The following is a 22374-nucleotide window of genomic DNA, read 5'->3' on the forward strand; positions in this document are numbered from 1 at the left end:
TTCCGTGATCCGAAGGTGAGGCAGCTGATGATGGTGTCCGTGACGCTCTCCCCCGGAGATCGTCACGATGTCGAGCCTGAGGTCATGTTCTCCGCCGGACACCAGACCCCGGCGAGCGAGCTGCGGCACGAGACGCTGCTCACGGCCGGGGTCCGGATCAGCGTGGACCTCACCACCCCGCACCGTTGGCGATCGATCACCGTCACTTCCTGGAACTCCGCCTCCGAGAACATCATCCGGGCCCTCGTCGGAGACACTGCGGTGGCCGGCATCAACGATCACCTGGATCGGGGGAGCTCGCGCATCGAGGTCTCCCGCCTGGAAGCAGACCTCTCCGCCGCCGGCCCGTGGCTGCGTATCGCAGTCACCGACGCCCTGGACCGCTGGCTCCACCTGCCGCTCGACCAGTCCCTGGTCGATGCCGAGCGTGGGGTGGCGCGGGCCTGGGCCGCACTCACCCTGCCCGAAGGGGCCGCGCGTACCGAGCTTCTCAAGCAGTCGCTGGTGCTGACCCGGCGCGCCGCGGGCGGCCTCCGAGGTCTCCTGGCCCAGCTCTGCCTGCGCCCGCGCCCGCTGCCCGGTGATCTGCTCGATGGTCTGGGCGAGGTGGTGGCCGGCTACGACCGCCTGCGCGCTCAGCTGAAGAGCGACGACGAGGCGCTGCGCGCGGTGGTCGAGATGTGGCGTGACCTGCACAAGACGTTCCGCACCGGCCCGTTCCGCGACTACCGGCCCCGGATCCGGTCCCGGCCGGATCCGGCCCGGGAAGGCCTGGCCACCAGCCGGCCGACGGGCCTGATCGACCCCCGGCAGGTCCCGGCCCGCACCCTTCAGATCCATCCTGATCCCGACCGCCCGGAAATCACTGTCCGGGCGGCAGTCCCGGGCCGCGAACGCAATGTGCGCACGGTGGTGGTCGATGTCCCGCTCTTCGGTGATCCGGTCACCGACCACGGGGCGGGCGGACGGATGCTGGCCCGGCTGCTCGACCGCGACACCGGCCGCGCCCGCGGCGAGACGTTGCTGACCCTGCACCGCGTGGGCGAGGGGGAACGGCTGCGTTCGTCGCTGCGCGGGGTGCTCCGGGTGCCGCCGGATCAGGAGGCCCTCGACCTGGAGCGGATTCGGGTCGACGTGTTCGATGCGCTGATCGAGCGCCAGCCGGCCCGTTCCGACCAGGACCCGGCTCTGTACAACGTCCGCCGGGCGATCCTGGCGCTGCGCGAGTGGCGGCAGCTGGTGGCCGAGGCCCGGCTCCGGATGGTCGCGGTCCAGCCCAACCGGCGGGTCCGGGCGATCGGCCGGCTGCTGCTGCCGGGCGGTGAGTCCGGCGCCCGGGTCTACACCACGGCCGCCACGGGTCTGGGCCGGGGCCAGTGCGACCAGTTGCTCGACCTCAGTGAGCGCGAACTGCTCGAACTTCTGCTGCGTCCCGGGGCGTCCGGCGACGAGTCGTCAGGGCCTGGCAACGTTCTCACCCCGCCGCACGGCTCCAGCGATCTCATGGTGGCCGAGCTGGCCGCGGCCTACGAGCTGCTGGGAAGCTGAACCTCGGGAAGCGGTGGAACCGTAGCGGGGCCAGGTGGAACCGTTGCGGTTCCATCCGGTTTCGGCGCAAGGCCGTTGCCTGACAGCGGTTCCCGCAACCGGGAGTATCGGTCGCAGCAGCCGCGGCGCGTCCCCCGTTCGCGCCGGGCTCGTGATCAAGGAGCCCACCCATGTCCAGCGCCCGCAGCGTGCTCGACCGAGCCCCAGTCGAAACCGCCGTCCAACCACCCCAACTACTTGAGGACGTTTGTGCTCTCGGTCTCGAGGAGAGCCGGACCGATGCTCTGGGAGACTTTCTCAACTCCACCCGCACCTGGGAATCGTGCCCGATCCCCCTGCCCCGCCGCGTCCGTCGGTTCTTGCTCCTCCTGGCCCCGCTCAGCGCGGGGGCTGCGGCAGTGTCGCTGGGCGCACACGGCGGCCGGTTCCCCTGCCAGAGTCTGCTGTGCACGACCACAACCCTGGGGCACAACGAGTTCTTCGTGCTGGTCCTCAGCCTGCTCTACCTGGCCGGCCTGGCCGTGCTGGCCGGCACCAGCCGAGGGCTGACCGAGGTCAACACTCCCCAGCTCGCCGCGATCGGTGTGCTGGCGGTGACGGGTACGGTGGCGACCTCCGGCGTGCTCGCGGCCATGCTCACAGCGAGCGCACTTCTGCTGTCGCTGGCCTGCCTGTTCGCCCTGTTCCTGGTGGCCATCGCGTCTTTCCGGCCGACCACCCCGAACCGGTGAACCGATGAACGCGACCGTACGGCCGAGAACACCGGGCCTGCCCGAGCCGCAGGTGCAGACCTTCCACGCCGAGCCCACCGTCCTGCTCGACCGCCGGAGCCGGCCCTGGCTGGTGCTCGCGGCCGAGCAGGATCCACTGCGAACCCGCAACGGCCGGCTGCCGATCCCCCGGCACTGCCGCGAAAGGCTCAAGGAGATCGCCGAGTCCGGCGTGCTGTTCGATGCCGTCGTGCTGGCCCACGAACTGGACCCGGAGCAGGTGGACATCACCGCGATCCCCCCGTCCGGCCGCAGATGCAGCCCGGAACTGGCTCGCGAGGTGCTCGGGAGCGTCCCCGCCCATCCCGACCTGGCCCGGGTGGCCGGGGTCTTCGAGCGGATCACCGGTGCCGCGCCGATCCTGGCCGCTTCCCTCGAACGCCTCGACCCGGTGGTGTTCGGCGTGATCGGCCCGGGCCGGCCGCCTCGGGACGGAGAGCCGGCCCTGTTCTTCCCATTGGTCGCCTGGAGGTGGTGAACGTGTGGCAGACGAACCTGGTTGCCGACCGGACGGAGCTCTCCACCCGCACGGTTCGCTGGATCTGGGCGACGGCGACGGCCGACGTGATGGCCGCGGTGTGGATGTACACCGCCGGTGAGTGGTTCGACGCCCACCGGCTCACCTCGGTCTTCACCCTGGGCGGCCACCACCTCGCCGTGCTCTGGCTGGCAGCGGGTGCTTTTGCCGGGATCCTCGTCGCGGCCGTGCTGACCGAAGGCTTCACCAGTACGAGCCGCCCGGCCTCGATCACGCTCTCTCTGGCCTGCCTGGTCTCGGTCGTCGCCCTGGCCGGCTTCCTCTCGGTGGTGCTCCTGGTGGTCGGCGCCGGGCTGCTCATCGGTCTCGTGGGAAGGCTGCGGGGCTGAAAGCGGCCCGGTCTACAGCTCTTCCAGGCCGACCCCGATCGACTCACCGCTGGTCTTCACGGTGATCTCGGTCGGGGCCTGGCCGTCGGTGAAGCCGATCGGCAGCCCCAGGCGATACTTCATCCCTGACCACCCGGGCACGGCGAGCGTCTGCGCAACACCGTACTGCCGTACCACCCCGTCGTCTCCGGCGACCGACAGAACCGGGGTGCCGCGCTGCAACAGAGTCACGCGCCGCAACGCCTTTCGCGACGAGACAACCATCTTCTCACTGGCCTTGAGCGCGTTCGTGAGAATCAGCGGGCCGGGCGCCCCGAGCATCACCCCGTAGATCGTGCGGGTTTCGCCGTTCACCTGGTCGGTCGCGGCCCAGAGCAGGCATCCTCCGGCGGCATTCGTCGATCCGGTCTTGATCCCGATCACGCCGTTGCGGCCCAGCAGCTTGTTGGTCGTGGTCAGGGTGTTCATCGGGATCTGGGCCTTGGGCGTGGCGACGATCTCGGCGAAGGTCGGATCCTTCATCGCCGCTACAGCCAGGTCGAGCAGGTCGATGGTGCTGCTGCGGGACTTTTGGCTCAGCCCCGAGGTATCGGCGAAAGAGGTCGACGTCAGACCCAGTTCGGCCGCCTTGGAGTTCATCCGGGCGACGAAGCGCTTGGGTGAGCCGGCGCTCCAGCGGCCGAGGATGTCGGCCATGTTGTTGCCTGAGCGGATCAGCACAGCCTCGAGCGCCTGCCGTTGGGTGATCCGCATCCCCGCCTTCACCTTGACCACGGACTCCCCCTCGGCCTTGCGCTTGGGGTAGGTAGCGGCCTCGGCCTTCGTCACCGTGATGACCGGGCCCTCCTGTCCGGCCCGCAGCGGATGGTCCGTCAGAATCGTGTACGCAGTCATCACCTTCGTAACGCTGGCGATCGGCACCGACTTCACACCGCTGTCCTTATTGCCCATCGTTCCTACCCCGGGCACCGCGATGCGCGCGCGGCCCTTGGCCGGCCACGTCACCTTGGGCTCTCCCCCGGGAACCGCAGCCTGCCGAGGTACGAGCCAACTCACGTCCCCACCAACGGACGTTTCCGCTCGAGTCCTCGAGGACGTCCCCAATTGGTTCTGGGCGAGACCCGGCTGGGACGGAACCACCGTGGCGGCCAGGGCCAGGGCAAGGACGAGCGTGGCTCGGCGAGGCGCAGACTGCACACGACCGAGGCTACCGAGACGTTGTGCGATCAGACGGCAGCAGAGAGTCGCGTGTTACTCGCCGACCAGCCCGTCGATCGACTCCCTGATCAGATCGGCGTGCCCGTTGTGCCGGGCGTACTCCTCGATCATGTGGGTGAGAATCCAGCGCAGGCTGGGGGTCTGGCCGGTGTCGCGGAACTGGTAGCGGGACAGGCGCCCCATGCCTGCGTCGGCCAGGGCAGTGGCCGTGGCCTCCCGGGAACGAGCGAGCGCGGCCTGCCAGAGAGCATGCAACTGCTCGGGAGTGTCTTCCCCGGCGGTGTGCCACTCCCAGTCGGGGTCGCTCCCCCAGTCCACCTCGTCCCACGGGGCTGGGCGCTGCTTACCCAACAGCCGGACGTGGAACCACTCGTCCTCGACGTACGCGAGGTGCTTGATCATCCCCCCGAGCGTCATCGGGGACGGCGGCAGGGCTGTCGCCAGCCCTGCCGCATCCAGACCACTGATCTTCCAGGCGAAAGTGGCGCGTTGGTAGTCGAGGAAGCCGAGAAGGACCTCCGCCTCGGTGCCCGCAGCCGGCGGCTCAGGGCGACCGTACTCGTCTCTCATCGGCTCTTCCTGCTCCCCCGCGCCCTGACTCATCTGCCCAACGTCTCCCCGAGCTGAGTGGCCAGCAACTGCACGAACCGCGCCGGATCGTCCGGCTGCGTGCCCTCGGCCAGCAGGGCCATGCCGTGCACGAGCTCGACCGTCTCGGCCAGCTTCGGGTCTTCCGGGCGGGCCTCGTGCGCCGAGCGCAGCCCCTCGACCAGCGTGTGCGCGGGGTTCAGCTCGAGGATCCGGCGTTCCTGCGGGATCGGCTGGCCCATCGCCCGGTAGAGGTTGACCAGCGTGGGGGTGGCGTCGTTCTGGTCACTGACCACGCAGGCCGGCGAGGTGGTCAGGCGGCTGGACAGCCGGACCTCCTTGACCTCCTTGGTCAGCACCTCGCCCATCCAGGTCAGCAGAGCGGAGTACTGCTCCTTCTGCTTCTCCTTCTCCTCGGCGGTGTCGTCCTCGTGCAGGTCGATGTCGCCCTTGGCCACGGACTGGAACTGCTTGCCGTCGAACTCCGGCATGCCGTCCACCCAGACCTCGTCGATCGGGTCGGTCAGCAGCAGCACCTCCAGCTCCTTGGCCCGGAACGCCTCCATGTAGGGGGAGTTCTCCAGGGCCTGCCGGGAGTCGCCGGTGAGGTAGTAGATCTTGTCCTGGTCCTCAGGCATGCGCTCGACGTAGTCGCGCAGGCTGGTGCGCTTCTCCGGGTCGTTCGTGGACTCGAAGGAGCAGATCTCGAGGATCGCGTCGCGGTTGGCGAAGTCCTGCAGCAGGCCCTCCTTCACCACCCGGCCGAACTCGCCCCAGAACTTCGTGTACTTCTCCGGCTCGTTCGCGGCCAGGCCCTTGACCGCCTGCAGCACCCGCTTGGTCAGCCGCTTGCGCATCGACTCGATCTGCCGGTCCTGCTGCAGGATCTCGCGGGAGACGTTGAGCGCGAGGTCCTGCGAGTCGACCACACCCTTGACGAAGCGCAGGTAGGCCGGCAGCAGCTCCTCCGCGTCGTCCATCACGAACACGCGGTTCACGTACAGCTGCACCCCGTGCTTGGCGTCCGGGCTGAACAGGTTGGCACCGGCCCGCTCGGGCAGGAACAGCAGGGCCTGGTACTGCAGCGTGCCCTCGATGTTGAGCCGGATCGTCTCCAGCGGGTCGTTCCAGTCGTGGCTGATCCGCTTGTAGAGCTCGGCGTACTCCTCGTCGGTGACCTCACCGGCCGGGCGGGTCCACAGCGCCTTGCGGGAGTTGACGGTCTCCTCGGCCGGTTCCGCCGCCTCGTCCGCCTCGTCGTCGTCCCCCGGCACCGGGATCGCGGCCATCCGGATCGGCCAGGTGATGAAGTCGGAGTACCGGGTGACGATCTCGCGCACCTTGCGCGGATCGGTGTAGTCGAAGAGCCGGTCCTCCGGGTCGGCCGGCTTCAGGTGCAGCGTGATGGTGGTGCCCTGGGGAGCGCTGTCGACCGGCTCGAGGGTGTAGGTGGCCTCACCGGCCGACTCCCACCGGGTCGCCTCCGCCTGACCGGCCCGCCGGGTGATCATGGTGACCCGCTCGGCGACCATGAAGCTGGAGTAGAAGCCGACGCCGAAGCGGCCGATCAGCTCCTCTGTGTCGGCCTCCTCACGCTGCGCCTCCTTCAGCTGGCGCATGAACTCGGCGGTGCCGGAGTTCGCGATCTTGCCGATCAGGTCGACCACCTCGGCCCGGGACATCCCGATGCCGTTGTCGCTGATCGTCAGCGTGCGGGCCGCCGCGTCCAGGTCGATCCGGATGTGCAGGTCGGAGGTGTCGACGTCGAGCGTGTCGTCGTTGAACCGTTCCAGCCGCAGCTTGTCCAGGGCGTCGGAGGCGTTGGAGATCAGCTCGCGCAGGAAGAGGTCCTTGTCCGAGTAGATCGAGTTGATCATCAGCTGGAGCAGCTGACGGGTCTCGACCTGGAACTCGTAACTCTCGGCCTGGGTCGTCATGGCACCTTTCCCGATGTTCTTCTTCGTTCGTGCACTGCGGTCCGGCGCACTGCGAGGCAAAGATTAGTCCGCCCGGGCCGCTGCGGGCCGCACCTTCTGACGTCTGAGGCGCCCGGGTGTGCTTGGGTTTGTCAACGGCGAACCCAAGCACCCCCGCCCTCGCGAAAGGATGGCCCAGTGGCCGCACCGGAGTCCCTGTCAGACCGTCCCGTGATCGTGCTCTCCCCCCACCTGGGCGACGCGGCGCTGTCCTGCGGCTATCTGCTGTCCCAGCTGGCGCTCACCACCCCGGTCACGGTGATGACCTTCTTCACCCACAGCCAGGGCGACAGCCCGACCAGGACGGCCCGTTCCTTCCTGGACAAGCGCAACGCGGTGCGGGCCCCTGCGCTCTACGCGCAGCGCCGTACCGAGGACACGCTGGCCCTGCGCTCGATCAACGTGACGGCCGTGCACTTCGGCCTGCACGACGCGCTGTTCCGCCGCCGCACCGACCGCAACGTGCCCAAGGTGGTGCGCAACCTGGTGCCCGAGCTCGGGGTGGTCTACCCGACCTACCGCTGGCACATCCGCAGCGGGGCGATCTCACCGCTCGACTTCCCGCTGGTCGACGAGCTGGTGCAGCGGGTCTCGCTGAGCACCAGCAAGGACGACATCATCCTGGCGCCGCTGGGGCTGAGCGGGAACGTCGACCGGGTGCTGACCAACCAGGTGGGCTGGGCGCTGTCGCGGGCGGGGCGTTCGGTGGGCTTCTACGCCGACCAGCCGGACGCGCAGACCTGGGAGGAGGAGATCGCGGCTCCCGAGGGCACCGAGCGGGTCAAGTTCGACGTCGACCACACCGTCAAGGCACAGTTCCTCGAGCGGTACACCACGCACTCGCGGTCCGAGCTGGGCAAGCGCATCCCGGCGCTCGACGAGACGATCTTCCTTCCGGTCTCCTGAAACTGAGGACGTTCGCGCGCACCGATCGCGCGCACGTCCGGTTCGGTGGGTGGCGGGCCGGGCGATCCGGAACATTCCGGTCCGCGCCCCACCGAGGGTCGTCCGTTTGGCTCCTGGCCCCCTCGGCCGCGTCAATAGCCTTGCCGCACACCCGGATACCTAAGCTGAGCAGCGTCGTTCATCGCGCTCGCAACTCCGCCGGACGTTGTCCTCGGAGGCGGGCAGCGCGTCACGCTCAGAGAGGAAGCCGTCGTGATCGGAGCGGATGCTTTACAGGACCACGCGAGCATCATCATCCTTTCCCCGCACTTGGACGATGCGGCGCTCTCCTGCGGCTCGCTGATCGCGCAGACCTCGCCCCTCACCCCGGTGACGGTGATGACGTTGTTCTCCTCCTGCAACGGCCAGCGGCCGGCCCATCCGGCCCGGGCCTTCCTACGGCAGAGCAACGCCCGTCGGGCCCAGCCCCTGTACAGCCGGCGCCGGGCCGAGGACAAGGTGGCACTGCGCTCGATCGGCGCGACCGGCGTCCACTTCGGCTTCCAGGACGCACTGTTCCGGCGCCGTAAGGATTCGCGCGTTCCCCGCCTGGCCGCACGCTGGCTGCCCGAACTGGACTGCGTGTACCCCACCCAGGCGCACATGTCGCGCGGCCGGATCGCCGAGCCCGACCAGCCGTTGCTGCCCGTACTGGAGCAGCGGGTGAGCCTGGCCACCACGCGGGAGGACCTGATCCTGGCCCCGCTGGGCCGGGCCGGGCACGTCGACCACGTGATCACTCACGAGCTCGGGAAGGCCCTGTCCGGTTCACGCACCGTGGGCTGGTACGCGGAGCAGCCCGGCGTTCTGCGCGAGGGCGGCAACGTGCTCGCCCCCGAAGGCACCGAGCGGGTCAAGTACGAGGTGGACCACGACGAGAAGGCCGGCTTCATCGGCTGGTACGGCAGTCAGCTGGGACTGTTGTTCGGCGGGAAGAGCATTCCCGACCTGGAGGAGTACGTCTTCCTACCGGTTCAGTGACAGGCGCCCGACCGGCGCTTCCGTCCTGCGCAGGTAGCTGCCGTAGGTAAGAGCGGCGGCGAGGACGAGCCCGAACCAGACGCCGTAGGTACGATCCAGCGCTCCGTCACCCACGAACACCTGCAGGATCACCAGTGCGGTGGCCAGGGCCGCGATTCCGAGCCGGAACCGCGCCCAGTCGCCAGGTAGGCGCAGCCCGGCCACCTGAGACACGAGCAGCTCGGCCAGCAGAACGGCCACCAGCAGCGCGGCGACGCTGGACCAGGTGGTGGCCCAGGCGTCGTGGGTGCGGCAGGCCTCGACGTCCAGCACTACGACGCACAGGCGGTGCCAGGGTGCGAACGTGTCGAGCAGAAAGAGCACGCCGGCGACGGCGACGATCCTTCCGCCCGTCGTGAGCGGGAGACTGCTGCTGGCCATGGCCGAGGAACTCCGATCCTGTCCGAGGGCCGAACCTGTCGGCCGCCTGTGAGCTCACTCTGCCAGGCACGGGCGGGCGACGCAGGCGGGTTTCGGTGGTGATGTCACGATTCGGCGGAAGCGGACGCCCACCGAACGGGTTTCGCCGATCCGTTCCGAACCTTGTTCTGCGGAAACGACGAAGGCCGGGCACCTGCTGATGCCCGGCCTTCGATCGAGCCGTCGGCTCAGTACTGCCCGTCCTGCTGCGGCGGGTACTGCTGGCCGCGCTCCGGCCGACGCGGCTGGCCGTAGCCGTCGGGGTTGAAACGGGTCTCGTCGTACTGGTTCTGGTTGTACGGCTGGCCGCCCTGGTTCTGCTGGTTGTACTGCTGCGGGTCGTTGCCGTACTGCTGCTGCGGGCTGCCGTACGGGGCCTGCTGCGGGTTGCCGTACTGCTGCTGCGGGTTGCTGTAGGGAGCCTGCTGCGGGTTGTGACCGAACTGCTGCTGACCCTGGCCCGGGTACTGACCCGGGCCGGTCAGGGCCGGAGTCTCACGCAGTCGCAGGACGTTGCCGGCCACCAGGAGCAGGGCGAACAGCACGGCGGCGAACATGCCGAAGCTACGCCCGAAGGAGTAGTCGATGCCCAGGTCGACCTCGGCCCCCAGGCCCGCGGAGAGGCTCTCCAGGCCCGAGGTGTCCGGCATGTCGAGGTCCTGCCCCTTGACCAGTTCGACCAGGACCAGCAGCGCGGCCAGGCCCGAGACGGCCAGGCGGCCCAGACCCAGCAGGGACGGGCTGACCGGCAGCCGAACCTTGGCCACCTGGGTGACGATCACCTCGGCCAGGGCCACGAAGACCAGCAGGGCGGCGACCTTGGCCAGGCCGACGTCCCAGCCGTTGGCACTGGAGGTGTTTGAGGTGCCGAAGGCCTTGACCGTGAAGCTGTACCACGGCAGGAAGGTGGCCACGAGGAACAGCAGACCGGCGGCGGCGACGATCTTGCCACCGAGGGTGAGGGATGGACTGGTGGTCGGCATGAACGCGAGCTCCTTCTCAAACAGGTGATGTCCAGCTGTCGGTAGACCGGGCGCAGGCATGCGTGTTCGACAACGGTGGATCACCTATTGCCCCCCAGAGCGCCTGCGAATCGTCATGGCCGTTCGCACGTGACATCTGGTCACCCTGAGCGAAGTTCATGCCGATTCGGTTCTTCCGCAGGCAGGACGCCTGGGGGCAGCGGGGCGTTGCACGACGGCACAGAGATTTCTCAGCCGGTTCGGAGGCAAACGAGAAGAGCCCCCGAACCTCGCGGTTCGGGGGCTCTTCGTTCTGTGGAGGTGGGGGGATTCGAACCCCCGTCCGTCAGCGCAGAACCAGGACTTCTCCGGGCGCAGCCTGCTGTGGCTTTTCTTAGCCCCGGCGATCCCACAGGCGGGTCACCGAGCCGGGCTCAGTCACGGTTAGTGTTCCCGCAGGCCCCGTGACCGGTCCTTTGGGCAGTGGCCTCCTAGTCGACGCCAGGACCCGGGCCGAAGGCGTTCCCGGACTGACGGACCTACAGGCCTCGCTTAGGCAGCGAGGGTGAGGTCGTTGCGCGATGTATTGGCAACTATTGGTTTGCGACGAGGATTAACGAGATCACATCGCGTACTCGGCCCGCTTCCCCTGGTAAGACGACCAACGTCGAAACCAGTCACCCCCGTGAGGGGAAGGACCTGGTTGCAGAAGATGGAGATCTTTCCCAGTCTTGCCTTGTTCAGTTGTCAATCAGGACCCGTGGCCGGGCCCTCACAGCTGTATAACTCTACAGCCTCCGGCCGTGTTCCCGCCTCCCGACAACGTCCGGATCAGCGGTTGACGCGCAGCGACATCGCCCGGGAGGCCTCGCGCTTGTCCTGCTGCTCACGCAGGGTCTGGCGCTTGTCCCAGTTCTTCTTACCGCGGGCCAGGGCGATCTCCACCTTGGCCTTGCCGTCCTTGAAGTACAGCTGCAACGGCACCAGTGTGTAGCCGCCCTCCCGGGTGCTGCCGGCCAGCTTGTCGATCTCGGCCCGGTGCAGCAGCAGCTTGCGGCGCCGACGCGGTGCGTGGTTGTTCCACGTGCCCTGGAAGTACTCGGGGATGTGCACGTGCTCGAGCCACGCCTCACCCCGGTCGATCTGGGCGAAGCCGTCGACCAGGGAGGCGCGGCCCTCCCGCAGGGCCTTCACCTCGGTCCCGGTCAGCACGATGCCCGCCTCGTAGGTGTCGTCGATGTGGTAGTCGTGCCGCGCCTTGCGATTGGTCGCGACCACCTTGCGACCGGTCTCCCTGGGCACGCCCACCTCACCTCTTCTTCTCCTCGCGGCTGTCTCCAGCCGGATTGCCGAAGGTCAAGTCTATGAGGGTGCAACGGGTGGTGCCCACCTGATTAGCCCCGTTACGCGGTGGGCGCAGCGGTCACAGCCAGCCCATCGGGTCGACGGTGGAGCCGTTCACATATACCTCGAAGTGGAGGTGGCAGCCGGTGGACAGCCCGGTGGTGCCGGTGTAGCCGATCACCTGGCCCCGGCCGACCGTCTGGCCGCTGCGCACCGAGATCCGGCTCAGATGGTTGGACGAGGTGGCGAGGCTGGAGCCCTTGATCCGGCCGTGGTCCACCACGATCTGGTTGCCGTAACCACCGGCCCAGCCCGCCCGCACCACCGTGCCGGAGGCCGCAGCCCGCAGCGGCGTCCCGCAGGAAGCTCCGAAGTCGGTGCCCGCGTGCAGCCTTCGGTAGTTCAGGATCGGGTGGTAGCGGTAGCCGTAGCTGGAGGTGATCGGTGCGCTGACCGGGTAGGACAGCCCGTTCCCACCGTCGGCCGGGGGGTTCGCGCCGCCGCCTCCCCCGGAGGAGGCGGACCGGGCCGCCCGCTCCCGCAGGATCTGGGCCAGCTCGTCCTGCTCGTCCTCGAGATCGTCGACCCGCTTCTGCTCCGCGGCCTTCCGGGCGGCGATCGCCGCGACCGCCTGCTCGCGCTCCTCGACCAGGTCACCGATCTCGTCGCTGGCCTGGCGGGCGGCCGTGGTGGCGGCCGCCCGCTGCTCGACGAGCTGCTCGGACTCCCTCTTCAGAGCGGCCACCTGACGCCGGCCGGCGTCGAGTTTGGCCTCCCGGGCGCGGGTCTCGGCCTGCTCGACGGCCAGCCGGTCGATGACGCCGCCCTGGGCCCGCAGCGCGGTCCCGGCCACGCTGACCCGGTCGGCGAACTGCTCGGGGCTCTGCGCGTCCAGCGCGATGGAGAGGCCGGCCAAGCCGGAACTCACGTAGGCCTCCCGGGCGATCCCGGCCAGCCGTTCCTTGGTGCGGCGCTGCTCCTCGGCCCCGGCTTCCAGGTCGCGCTGCGCCTTCTCGACCGCGGCCTCGGCCACCGCCAGCTCGCCGGCCAGCTGCTCGTCCCGGGCGTTGGCCTTGGCCAGCGCGGCCTCGGCGGCCTTGAGACGGGCGTTGGCCTCGTTCAGCCGGGACTCCGCGGTCCGGAGCCGGACCGCGGCATCGACCAGCTCCTCGGAGGTGCCCTCCAGGTCTTTCCGCAGTTCCCGGAGCTCCTCGGCGAGCTTGTCCCGCTTGTCCTCGACCTCGTCCGCAGCGGCCGGGGCAGCCGTCTGGGCCAGGTTCGTGACCCCGGCCGTCAGCGCGGCCCCCGCCACCATCACGGCGGCAAGGAACCGGGCCGGACGCGAGTTCCGTCGGGTGGTCAGCCGTTTCATCCGCATGCCTCCTGTCGCCGGACAACCCCGTATCGGGGTGGCAACATCGGTCACACACGGTACAGGAGTAACTACACCTTGAGGTATCTCTGCAGTGCGAGGAAGGCCGACACGCCAGCGATGCCCAATCCGATGACGAAGAGCCACGGAACGATCATCAGAGCGTCACCCACGCCGACGTAGTTCGTGAAGGTCAGCGACTGGGCCAGCCGGTCCTGGATCTGGAACTTGGTGACCCCGACCAGCGCCAGCGAGGCCAGGCCGGCCCCGACGGCCGCGGCGATCATGCTCTCCAGGATGAACGGCAGCTGGATGAAGAAGTTCGAGGCCCCGACCAGGCGCATGATGCCGGTCTCCCGGCGGCGGGTGAAGGCGGTCAGCCGGATCGTGGTGGCCACCAGCAGCACCGAGCAGACCAGGGTGACCGCGGCCAGCAGCCAGGCCCCGAACTTGAGCTGGTTCAGCAGGGCGAACAGCCGGTCCAGCACCTGGTTCTGGCTCTCCACCGACTCGACCCCGGGCTTGGCCGTGAACGACTCGGCCACCACCTGGTACTTCTCCGGGTCCTTGAGGTCGACGCGGTAGGACTCCGGCATCTGGTCGACCGTCACGTTCTCGGACAGCGCGCTGTCCTTGAACTGCTCCTTGAAGCGCTTGAAGGCCTCGTCCTGGGTCTCGAAGTAGACCTTCTCGACGTACTGCGCCAGCTGCGGCGCGTTCAGGTCGGCCTGGATCGACTCCTTCTGCGTCTCGGTGGCCTTGCCGTCGGCGCAGCTGGCCGCGGTCGAGACGTCACCGCACAGGAAGATCGAGACCTGGACCCGGTCGTACCAGTAGTCCTTCATGGTGTCGACCTGGCGCTGGGCCAGGAAGCCGAGACCGACGAGGAACAGCGACACGACGGTGACGAGCACGACAGAGATCGCCATCGCGATGTTGCGGCGCAGGCCGATCAGGATTTCGTCGAGGATGAACTGGAAACGCATGTCCTTCTCAGTTGCTCTGGAGGCCGGGCCGGGGACGTTCGGGCAGGACGGTCAGGCGCGACGGTCAGCGGGAGTAGCCGTACACACCGGTGGCCTCGTCGCGCAGCATGTTGCCGTGCTCGAGCTCGATCACGCGCTTGCGCATCTGGTTGACGATCTCGTGGTCGTGGGTCGCCATCACGATCGTGGTGCCGGTCTTGTTGATCCGGTCGAGCAGCCGCATGATGCCCACGCTGGTGTTCGGGTCGAGGTTTCCGGTCGGCTCGTCGGCCAGCAGGATGGCCGGGCGGTTCACGAAGGCCCGGGCGATCGCCACCCGCTGCTGTTCACCACCGGACAGCTCGTGCGGGAACCGCTGCTCCTTGCCCGCCAGGCCGACCAGTTCCAGCACTTCGGGGACGGTGTGCGCGATGGCGTGCCGCGGCTTGCCGATGACCTGCAGCGCAAACGCGACGTTCTCGAACACGGTCTTGTTCGGCAGCAGCCGGAAGTCCTGGAACACGGCGCCGATGGTGCGGCGCAGGTGCGGAACCTTCCAGGTGGACAGCTTGGCCACGTCCTTGCCGGAGACCCGGACCACGCCCTTGGTCGGCTTCTCCTCACGCAGGGCCAGGCGCAGGAAGGTGGACTTGCCCGACCCGGAAGCTCCCACGAGGAAGACGAACTCGCCCTTGCTCACCTCGAGGCTGATCGAGTTGAGCGCGGGGTGCTTGGTGCCCGGGTAGACCTTGGTGACGTCGTCGAATCGGATCACGGCTCAGACCTCGGCCGCTGTCGGGGACTAAGGGAGGGTGCACGCGGCCGATCGAAGTCTAGGGGTCCGCAGGAGTGCGGATGTGGACCTGAGAGGACCGAGTGCGGTGCGAATGTGAACCCGTGCGGTTTCTGTGCCTTGCGCGGCGCCGGACAGTGAAGGACGCCTCTACGCGCGGTAGCCGCGCGTACAGGCGTCCTCAAATTCTGGTGCCCGCAGGCCTAGGCGGACTGCTCCTGCGACTTCCGCCAGCGGATGCCGGTCTCCAGGAACTCATCGATCGCCCCGTCGAACACGGCGCCGGGGTTGCCCGACTCGTGCTCGGTGCGCAGGTCCTTCACCATCTGGTAGGGGTGCAGGACGTAGGAGCGCATCTGGTTGCCCCAGCTGGAGCCGCCGTCGTTCTTCAGCGCGTCGAGCTCGGCCTGGCGGTCCTGCCGGGCCTTCTCCAGCAGCTTGGCCTGCAGCACGCGCATCGCGGAGGCCTTGTTCTGCAGCTGCGACTTCTCGTTCTGGCAGGTCACGACGATGCCGGTGGGGATGTGGGTGAGCCGGACCGCGGAGTCGGTGGTGTTGACCGACTGACCACCCGGGCCGGAGGAGCGGTAGACGTCGACCCGGATGTCGTTCTCCGGGATCTCGATGTGGTCGGTCTCGGCCACCACGGGCAGGACCTCGACACCGGCGAACGACGTCTGCCGGCGGCCCTGGTTGTCGAACGGGCTGATCCGCACCAGGCGGTGGGTGCCCTGCTCGACCGAGAGCGTGCCGTAGGCGTAGGGCGCGTCCACCCGGAACGTGGCCGACTTGAGGCCGGCCTCCTCCGCGTAGGAGGTGTCGTAGACCTCGGTCTTGTACTGGTGCCGCTCGGCCCAGCGCAGGTACATGCGCAGCAGCATCTCGGCGAAGTCGGCCGCGTCCACCCCGCCGGCCTCGGAGCGGATGGTGATCAGGGCCTCACGGGCGTCGTACTCACCGGAGAGCAGGGTGCGGACCTCCAGCTCGCCGAGCGCCTTGCGGACGGCCTGCAGTTCGTTCTCGGCCTCGGCCAGGGTGTCCGCGTCGTCCTCGGCCTCGGCCAGCTCGACCAGGACCTCGAGGTCGTCGACGCGCGCGCTCATCTTCTCCAGCCGGTCCAGCTCGGCCTGCTGGTGGGAGAGCCGGGAGGTGACGACCTGCGCCTTGTCCGGGTCGTCCCACAGGTCGGGGGCCGCGGCCTGTTCGGAGAGCTCGGCGATCTGGGAACGCAGCTGGTCCAGGTCGCTCACCTTGAGAATGGTCTCCAGGGTGGTGCGCAGAGCGCGGATCTCGCTAGGGAAGTCGGTCGCCACGTTGATCGAGGTTACGCGCTTCGCGGCCGAAACACGGAGTCGGCATGGCTGGCGAGGTGCCCGGGGCGCCCAGAGGTACGGCCTTCTTCATGCAGCCGTGTTGCATGCGTCACATAATTGACCCTTTGCGGAGGGTATGCCCGTTTTACAGTGAATACCGGAGCCGACGAGATGCGGCCAGGCCGACCTGGGACTTCACCGCATTCCGGCTTCCGCGGGCTCCCGGCCGCGCGTCCTGACTCGACTCCGGACGCGCGGCTGGGCTCCAACTCCCACAGGGGCTCCCATTCCCCGATCCCCGGTTCGCTCTCACACTCACCAGGTCACAGGAAAAGGGTGCACCCGTGCGCAGGGGTGCGCATCTTTTGGCTGCGGGTGGATCCGGCGGCTGGAATCACGCGGATCCGACGGGGAGACTCAGAGGCCGAGGGCGTCGAGATCGTCCGGCTCGGCGCCTCGGCAGAGGTCGGCGAAAGTGACCTGGAGAGCGCGGCAGATCGCCGGGATCTCGAACACCTTGATCTGCCGATTGCCCTTCTCGGCGTCGTGCGCCTGACTGAGCGACCAGCCGACGAGCTTGCCGAACTCCTCCTGGGTGAGGCCCAGGCGCGAGCGCTCGCCGCGGATGTTCCGCGCCACGACTCGCCCCAAGTCGTCCATTTGCCAGACCGTAGGTGTCCCGGCCACGGAGGGAGTAGCAGAAAGCGGCTTGATTCGTGGTTTCCCGAAACGATATGGTGAATCACCGAAGCGGTCAGGATTATCCGCATCGCCTCAGGCCGCCCCGACCTGCCGGTCGACCTTTCCCTCCGTCCCGGTGGGTCGGGGCTTTGCGTTGGTGGTGGAGGAGGCTCGATGGACCCGGCCCGGCTCGCTCCGCGCGTGCGCGATCGTCTGCGGCGGTGCGGAGTGGTGGTTCATCTGGTCGCGCCCGGCCGGAGTGGCCTGGTGGTCTTTCTCGAGGGGGCGCTCGGGCAGAACGACAAAGCACGGACGCTCGTGCTGGCGTTCTGCGGGGTTGCGGAGGTTCGGTTCTCGAGGGCTTCGAAGGCGGTGATGTTCGTCGACCTGGCTCCCGTCGCACCGACCGCTACGGAATCTGTTCAGCGGTGGCCTGACTGGTCGCTCTCAACGGCACGCCGCCGGCCCAACGCCGCACGACGAGTCCGATCAGCGGGATCCGGGCCGTTCCGGTGAGCGTCACCTGGGCCGTTGCATCGTCCAGGGCGCCGGTGGGCCGCCCGATGCCCACGTCGACGTCCACGGCCCGCTGGGCCAGATAGCCGGTCACGCTCGAGCGCACCGAGGCATCGGACAACGGGACCGGGCGTTCCTGGGCGCCGTGGCGGTAGAAGGTCGCCTCGTCCAGGGCATCGGCGGCATCGCGAGCCGCTGCGTCGCTCAGGGCCTGCAACTCCTGGCGCTGCAGGTGCAGTGCCGTGACATCGACCGTGACCAGCACGAGAAGCAGTGCCAGGACTACGAATCCGGTGGTCAGCAACAGGATCTGACCGCGCTCGTCCCTCATCTACGGCCCGGTCTCCCTGAACTCGTCGACGGTCTCGATCTGCTGCGCGCTGACCACCACGCCGGCGTTCAGCGCGTCGGCGAAGCCTGCGGGAAGCCAGGGGAACCGCGCCGTGATCCGGACCTGCACCGTCACCCGCTCCCCCGGGGTCAGACAGGGCGAGGCCGCGCAGACGATGTCCAGGTCGCCCGCCCCCTGGTCGAACCCGTGGTCACGCAGGGCCAGCCCGGTCGAGACCGCCGCGTGCGAGGTTGCCTCGGCCTCGCTGGACGCCGCCACGAACGCACGGGCGCTTTCCCGGGCGGCTCCGTTCGCTGCGAAGGTGGCGGCCTGGATGCGGCCCAGGACGAGAACGAGGTAGGTCACGGGCAGCATGAGCAGCAGGCCCAGGGTGACGAATTCGATGACGGCTGAACCCGAATCGTCGATTGACCGTCGCACGATGTGAAGGCTCGCCGGGCGTCTCGGACTCACCGGGCCTGTTCCATTCGTTGGACCTGACTGACTCACCAAAACCGTCTCAATCACTCGGTCCCCTTACTTGCCCAGAGCGCCGAGCGCACCGGCCCTCCCTTTCATCAGGGTGCCCCCCGTCCTCATCAAGCTGTCCCCAGCCGCATCAGGCTGTCCCCAGCCGCATCAGGCTGTACCCGGCCGCATCGGCTGTACCCGGCCGCATCGGCTGTACCCGGCCGACCCGCGTATCAGGCCGGGCCCAACGACCTGCGCCAGACCGCTCTACGTATCCAGCCCTGCCTCCCTCCGCTCGTTTGAACCGCCTACGAGCCCTTCCTCATTCACCAGGCTCGGCCCCTCTGATCCTGGGACTCACGCCACCAGAAACCTCAAAGCCAACCCCTACTACGGGGCCTCAGCCACGGCGTGCCCGGTCACGGTGAGGCTGCGCCCCACCCCGATCAACCCGGCCACCGGCACTGGGGCCTGCACGCGAACCTCCACCGTGGTCAGTCCTTCCAGGTGGACGAGCCGGGCCGAGACCCGGCCTGCGTAGCCCGCCGAGAGGGCCTCGCCGATCAGGCCACGTGTTCTCTCGGCGCCCGCCTGGGGGTCCTGATCGGCCAAGGCACCGAATCGCGCGCCCTGGATCGCACAGTCGATGAGGACGTTGCGCACATGCAGGGTGATGGACAGCTGGATCAGGCCTAGGAAGAGGAAGAGCAGCAGACCGCTGACCAACACGAAGTCGACCACCGCCGATCCCTGGTCGGTCCGACTGCCTAATAGAGGCTGCCTGCCCGCGACCCCCTCCCCTCGGCCCGGCTCAGGGCCCGCCAACGACGCTGTCCACCGAGTCGTTGAAGATCTGCACGAGCCTTGGCCCGGCGGCGCCCCACAGCGCCACCACGAGGCCGGCGGTCATCAGGGTCACCAGCACCCAGCCCGGTACGTCGCCGCGATCGCTTCCTCGCCGGGTCTGCTCGTGAAGGGCATGCATGCGGGTCGTCAGCGAGGCTGCGAGAAAGTCTGCCGGACAGAGGCTTCCGAAGGTGGATCGGTGCCTCGGAGTACGCCGGGCTCGAACCGCGCCGGGCTCGGTGGTGCGGCCGGTGCGGGCGCGATCTCGGCTACGGATGAGGCGGGCTGTGGTGTACATGATTTCCCCGTTCTGGTGATGGTTCTGAGTGCCGGCTAGACCGTGAGCTCAAGTACGGCCAGGCCTGGGTAGAGCGCGAACAACACGGTCACCGGCAGGATCAGGAAGACGACCGGAACCATGGCTCCAATCTCCCGGCGCCCGCCGGACTCCATGAGTCTTCGTCGAGTGAGCTCACGGACGTCCTGGGCCTGTGCCCGCAGCACATCAGCCAGCGGCGTGCCGCGTTCGACGGCCACCACCATTCCGTCGACGAAGCGCGCCAGGCTGGGGACGGCCGTGCGGGAGGCGAGGTCGTTGAGCGCCTGGGTCAGCGACCGGCCGGTGCGGGCGTCGGCCAGGGTACGGGCGATCTCGTCGGCCAGGTCACCGGTGCAGGTGCGGGCCACCCGGTCGAGGGCCCCGAGCGGCCCTTCCCCAGCTCCCACGGCCAGCGCGAGGATCTCGGCCACAGAGGGGAACTCGGCCAGGATCCGTTGTTCCCGGCGCCGCACCTGCCAGTCCAGGACCTGGTCCCGGCCGAGTACACCGAGCAACGCACCGATCAGCACCAGACCGATCAGCGTGACCGCGCTCAGTCCGTTGCCGGTCGCGATCAGTGCAGCACCGCTCCCGCCGAGACCGGCGCCGGCCACCCCGGCCAGCACCTGCTGAGCCCGGAACTGCTCGATCGACAGCCCGGACCCCAGACGGTGCAGGCGTTTCTCGACGGAGGCGTTGCCGCCGCTGATTCGCGCCGCCCACGCTGAGGCGGAAATCAGCACGGGCCGGAGCCATTCGCGAAGCCCGGAACTGCCGACGACAACCTCTTCCCGTAGTCGGGCGCCACGTAGATAGGGCGCGAGACGCTGGTCGAGGGTGGGGTGCCTTCGCCAGGGCACTCCCAGCACGATCAGCCAGGCACCGATCCCGGCGACCGCGCCGACCAGCGCACCGGCGGCACTCATCGCAGCACCCGCCGCTCTTCCGGGAGCCGGCCGATCACCGTCATCAGACGGTAGGCGAGCACCGAGGCCCCGCCGCCGACGGCCAGGACCACAGTGCCGGTGGTGCTGCTGTACGCCTGCACCGACTCGGGTTTGGTGGCCAGGAGCGCCAGCACGAGCCACGGGGCAGAGACTGCCAGCCGGGCGGCCGAGACCGTCCAGCTCTGCCGGGCCTCGAGTTCGGAGCGGACCCGCGCATCGTCGCGCAGGAAGGTGGACAGGTTGCGCAGCAGTTTGCCCAGGTCGGAACCGCCCACCTCGCGAGTGATCCGTAGTGCCTCGCAGAGCCGGTCTCCGGTGGGGTCGGCCAGCCGGGCCTTCAGAGCGTCGAGCGAGCCGGCGAAGTTGCCGCTGAGCCGGTGGTCGCGGGCGAAGGCACGAAAGGGCGGACGCAGAGGTTCGGGACCACGATCCCCCAGGGCAGCCAGCGCATCGGGCAACGAAAGCCCGGCTCTTACACCGGAGGCCAGGTTGTCCACCACGTCGGGCCAGAGTTCGCGGAACCGCTGCCGTCGGCGCCGGGCGCGGCCCCGCACGACCAGGTACGGCGCCCAGCCCGCGATGCCGGCGAAACAGCCGGCGATCGAGGCGACCTGGGTGAAGACGAACAGTGCCAACCCGGTACCGGCCGCCGCCGCGGTGCACACGGCGAAGAAGGCCGGAGGCGAGACCGACGGTAGGTCGGCCTCCTGCAGCAGCGACCTGAGCCTCCCGATCAGGATCGATCGCGAGGTGAGCGGCCGGGACACCGGTTCCCAGCAGGACCACCAGATCAGGAAGGCCCCGACCCCGGCGATCAGTCCCACGAACGCCCCCACGCCGTCACCTCCAACCGCCTCGCAGCACCGCTGCGATGTCGATACCGGCGGCCTCGAAGCGCTCGGGATGGGGTGGAAAGCCGTCGGCCCTGACCAGCCGGTCACCCCGCCGGGCGAAGATCTCGGTGGTCTCCACCACGTCGCCCTCCACCCGCCCGGACACCCCGATGATCTCGGTGACCCGGCGGCGGCCGTCCGCATCGAGCCGCACCTGGACCACCAGGTCGACCGAACTGGCCACGGTGGGCACGATGAAGCGGGCGCTGACGTTCTCACCCGCCAGCAGCGGAAGGGTGCACATCTTCACCACCGCCTCCCGGGCCGAGTTGGCGTGCACCGTGGCCATTCCAGGCAGCCCGCTGTTCAGCGCCAGCAGCAGGTCGAGGCTCTCGGCCTGCCGGACCTCACCGACGATCAGCCGGTTGGGGCGCATCCGCAGGGCCTCTTTCACCAGCCGCCGCAGGGGCACCTCGCCGGTGCCCTCGAGACTGGCCTGGCGGCACTGCATGGCCACGCAGTCGCGCAGCGCCACCCGCAGCTCGAAGACCTCTTCACAGGTGATGATGCGCTCGCGGGGTGGGACTGCACCGAGGAGGCAGTTGAGCAGCGTCGTCTTCCCGGCCTGGGTACCGCCCGAGACCAGGATGTTGAGGCCGGCGACCACCGACGCCTTGAGGAACTCGGCGGCGTGCGGGGTGAGTGTGCCCAGGGTGACCAGATCGTCGATCCGGGTCGAGACGACGGTGAACTTACGGATGTTCACCGCGTAGGCGCTCCGGGTGATGTCCGGGATGACGACGTGCAGGCGCGAACCGTCGGGCAGCATCGCGTCCACGAAGGGGCTGGCCAGGTCGACCCGGCGACCGGAGTGCTTGAGCATCCGCTCGACCAGGTCACGCACCTCCTGAGCGGTGAGCACCGTGGTGGTCAGCTCGCTCAGGCCGGCACGACTCACGAAGATGCGGCCCGGGTCGTTGATCCAGATCTCCTCCACGGACGGATCGTCGAGATAGGGCTGCAGCGCACCGAATCCGGACACCTCGTCGAGCACCCGTTTGATCGCCTGCCCCGGGTCGGCGAGCGGAGGCAGGGCACGGGTGAGAGAACGCTCGTCGTACTCCGCGACCGCGAACTCGACCAGACGCCTCAGGCCCGTCGAATCCCGGCCCGGGTCAAGACCTTCCCGTCTGATCAGCTCGCGAACCTCGTCGGACACGATCGCGACAGCATCCACCGATTCCTCCCCCGTCGAACCAGCCCCCCTCGTCACGGAGGCGTCGGCTGCGCTCGTGGCCGAAGCATATGTAAATCCGGACAGACCCCGCG

Annotated in this window: 24 protein-coding genes and 1 other RNA gene; 6 read left to right on the forward strand and 19 right to left on the reverse strand. The window is 68.8% G+C overall.

Annotation, left to right across the window (positions count from 1 at the left end; all coding sequences use genetic code 11):
- Positions 1-84: 84 nt before the first annotated feature.
- The 4 genes from LWF15_RS04725 (at position 85) to LWF15_RS04740 (ending at position 3185) form a co-directional block, all read left to right on the forward strand.
- Positions 85-1548 (forward strand): hypothetical protein, encoded by a 1464-nt coding sequence (locus LWF15_RS04725; RefSeq protein ID WP_232809116.1) that lies wholly within the window; start codon positions 85-87, stop codon positions 1546-1548.
- 170 nt (positions 1549-1718) lie between these two features.
- The gene (locus tag LWF15_RS04730; protein ID WP_232809117.1) at positions 1719-2279 is read left to right on the forward strand and encodes a hypothetical protein; all 561 of its coding nucleotides are present in this window, start codon (positions 1719-1721) and stop codon (positions 2277-2279) included.
- A 4-nt stretch (positions 2280-2283) separates the two neighbouring features.
- Complete coding sequence (locus LWF15_RS04735) at positions 2284-2796, forward strand: hypothetical protein (protein ID WP_232809118.1); 513 nt, start codon at positions 2284-2286, stop codon at positions 2794-2796.
- Between the two features lie 2 nt (positions 2797-2798).
- Entirely contained in the window at positions 2799-3185 is a 387-nt protein-coding gene (locus LWF15_RS04740; protein ID WP_232809119.1) for a hypothetical protein, read from the forward strand.
- A 12-nt stretch (positions 3186-3197) separates the two neighbouring features.
- Here the strand turns inward: LWF15_RS04740 and LWF15_RS04745 are convergent, their stop codons facing one another.
- From LWF15_RS04745 to htpG, 3 genes are all read right to left on the reverse strand, one after another.
- Complete coding sequence (locus tag LWF15_RS04745; RefSeq protein WP_232809120.1) at positions 3198-4190, reverse strand: D-alanyl-D-alanine carboxypeptidase family protein; 993 nt, start codon at positions 4188-4190, stop codon at positions 3198-3200.
- Positions 4191-4436: 246 nt separating this feature from the next.
- On the reverse strand, positions 4437-4973 hold the full coding sequence (locus tag LWF15_RS04750) for a DinB family protein (protein WP_232809121.1): 537 nt from the start codon (positions 4971-4973) through the stop codon (positions 4437-4439).
- Positions 4974-5002: 29 nt separating this feature from the next.
- Positions 5003-6928 carry a molecular chaperone HtpG gene (htpG, locus tag LWF15_RS04755; protein WP_232809122.1) on the reverse strand — a complete coding sequence of 642 codons (1926 nt, stop codon included), beginning with the start codon at positions 6926-6928 and terminating at the stop codon, positions 5003-5005.
- Positions 6929-7105: 177 nt separating this feature from the next.
- On the opposite strand from htpG, the gene LWF15_RS04760 reads away from it, so the two are divergent.
- On the forward strand, positions 7106-7873 hold the full coding sequence (locus tag LWF15_RS04760) for a hypothetical protein (protein ID WP_232809123.1): 768 nt from the start codon (positions 7106-7108) through the stop codon (positions 7871-7873).
- A gap of 252 nt (positions 7874-8125) precedes the next feature.
- Complete coding sequence (locus LWF15_RS04765) at positions 8126-8893, forward strand: PIG-L deacetylase family protein (protein WP_232809124.1); 768 nt, start codon at positions 8126-8128, stop codon at positions 8891-8893.
- Here LWF15_RS04765 and LWF15_RS04770 read toward each other — a convergent pair.
- From LWF15_RS04770 to LWF15_RS04845, 16 genes are all read right to left on the reverse strand, one after another.
- Positions 8879-9313 carry a hypothetical protein gene (locus LWF15_RS04770; RefSeq protein WP_232809125.1) on the reverse strand — a complete coding sequence of 145 codons (435 nt, stop codon included), beginning with the start codon at positions 9311-9313 and terminating at the stop codon, positions 8879-8881. The genes LWF15_RS04765 and LWF15_RS04770 overlap by 15 nt on opposite strands.
- Positions 9314-9540: 227 nt before the next feature.
- On the reverse strand, positions 9541-10335 hold the full coding sequence (locus LWF15_RS04775) for a hypothetical protein (protein ID WP_232809126.1): 795 nt from the start codon (positions 10333-10335) through the stop codon (positions 9541-9543).
- 292 nt (positions 10336-10627) lie between these two features.
- Positions 10628-10999, reverse strand: a transfer-messenger RNA (tmRNA) gene (gene ssrA, locus LWF15_RS04780).
- 146 nt (positions 11000-11145) lie between these two features.
- Entirely contained in the window at positions 11146-11616 is a 471-nt protein-coding gene (smpB, locus tag LWF15_RS04785) for an SsrA-binding protein SmpB (protein WP_232809127.1), read from the reverse strand.
- A gap of 121 nt (positions 11617-11737) precedes the next feature.
- Positions 11738-13030 carry a M23 family metallopeptidase gene (locus LWF15_RS04790; protein WP_232809128.1) on the reverse strand — a complete coding sequence of 431 codons (1293 nt, stop codon included), beginning with the start codon at positions 13028-13030 and terminating at the stop codon, positions 11738-11740.
- 71 nt (positions 13031-13101) lie between these two features.
- Positions 13102-14016 (reverse strand): permease-like cell division protein FtsX, encoded by a 915-nt coding sequence (gene ftsX / locus LWF15_RS04795; RefSeq protein WP_232809129.1) that lies wholly within the window; start codon positions 14014-14016, stop codon positions 13102-13104.
- Between the two features lie 64 nt (positions 14017-14080).
- Entirely contained in the window at positions 14081-14770 is a 690-nt protein-coding gene (ftsE, locus tag LWF15_RS04800; RefSeq protein ID WP_232809130.1) for a cell division ATP-binding protein FtsE, read from the reverse strand.
- A 221-nt stretch (positions 14771-14991) separates the two neighbouring features.
- Complete coding sequence (gene prfB, locus LWF15_RS04805; RefSeq protein WP_232809131.1) at positions 14992-16101, reverse strand: peptide chain release factor 2; 1110 nt, start codon at positions 16099-16101, stop codon at positions 14992-14994.
- 417 nt (positions 16102-16518) lie between these two features.
- Complete coding sequence (locus LWF15_RS04810; RefSeq protein ID WP_232809132.1) at positions 16519-16761, reverse strand: helix-turn-helix domain-containing protein; 243 nt, start codon at positions 16759-16761, stop codon at positions 16519-16521.
- 430 nt (positions 16762-17191) lie between these two features.
- A complete protein-coding gene (locus LWF15_RS04815) occupies positions 17192-17629 on the reverse strand; it encodes a pilus assembly protein TadG-related protein (protein WP_232809133.1) in 438 nt (145 codons plus the stop codon).
- Positions 17630-18070, reverse strand: a complete 441-nt coding sequence (locus LWF15_RS04820) for a pilus assembly protein (protein ID WP_232809134.1) — start codon at positions 18068-18070, stop codon at positions 17630-17632.
- A 420-nt stretch (positions 18071-18490) separates the two neighbouring features.
- Positions 18491-18841: a TadE/TadG family type IV pilus assembly protein gene (locus LWF15_RS04825; protein WP_232809135.1), complete on the reverse strand. Its 351-nt coding sequence runs from the start codon at positions 18839-18841 to the stop codon at positions 18491-18493.
- 70 nt (positions 18842-18911) lie between these two features.
- Complete coding sequence (locus LWF15_RS04830) at positions 18912-19085, reverse strand: hypothetical protein (protein WP_232809136.1); 174 nt, start codon at positions 19083-19085, stop codon at positions 18912-18914.
- A gap of 194 nt (positions 19086-19279) precedes the next feature.
- Positions 19280-20191, reverse strand: a complete 912-nt coding sequence (locus LWF15_RS04835; protein ID WP_232809137.1) for a type II secretion system F family protein — start codon at positions 20189-20191, stop codon at positions 19280-19282.
- Complete coding sequence (locus tag LWF15_RS04840) at positions 20188-21048, reverse strand: type II secretion system F family protein (RefSeq protein WP_232809138.1); 861 nt, start codon at positions 21046-21048, stop codon at positions 20188-20190. Before LWF15_RS04840 ends, LWF15_RS04835 begins: the two co-directional genes overlap by 4 nt.
- A 4-nt stretch (positions 21049-21052) precedes the next feature.
- Complete coding sequence (locus tag LWF15_RS04845; RefSeq protein ID WP_232809139.1) at positions 21053-22282, reverse strand: CpaF family protein; 1230 nt, start codon at positions 22280-22282, stop codon at positions 21053-21055.
- Between the last annotated feature and the right edge of the window lie 92 nt (positions 22283-22374).

The organism is Kineosporia rhizophila (assembly GCF_021277265.1).
Lineage (GTDB): Bacteria > Actinomycetota > Actinomycetes > Actinomycetales > Kineosporiaceae > Kineosporia > Kineosporia rhizophila.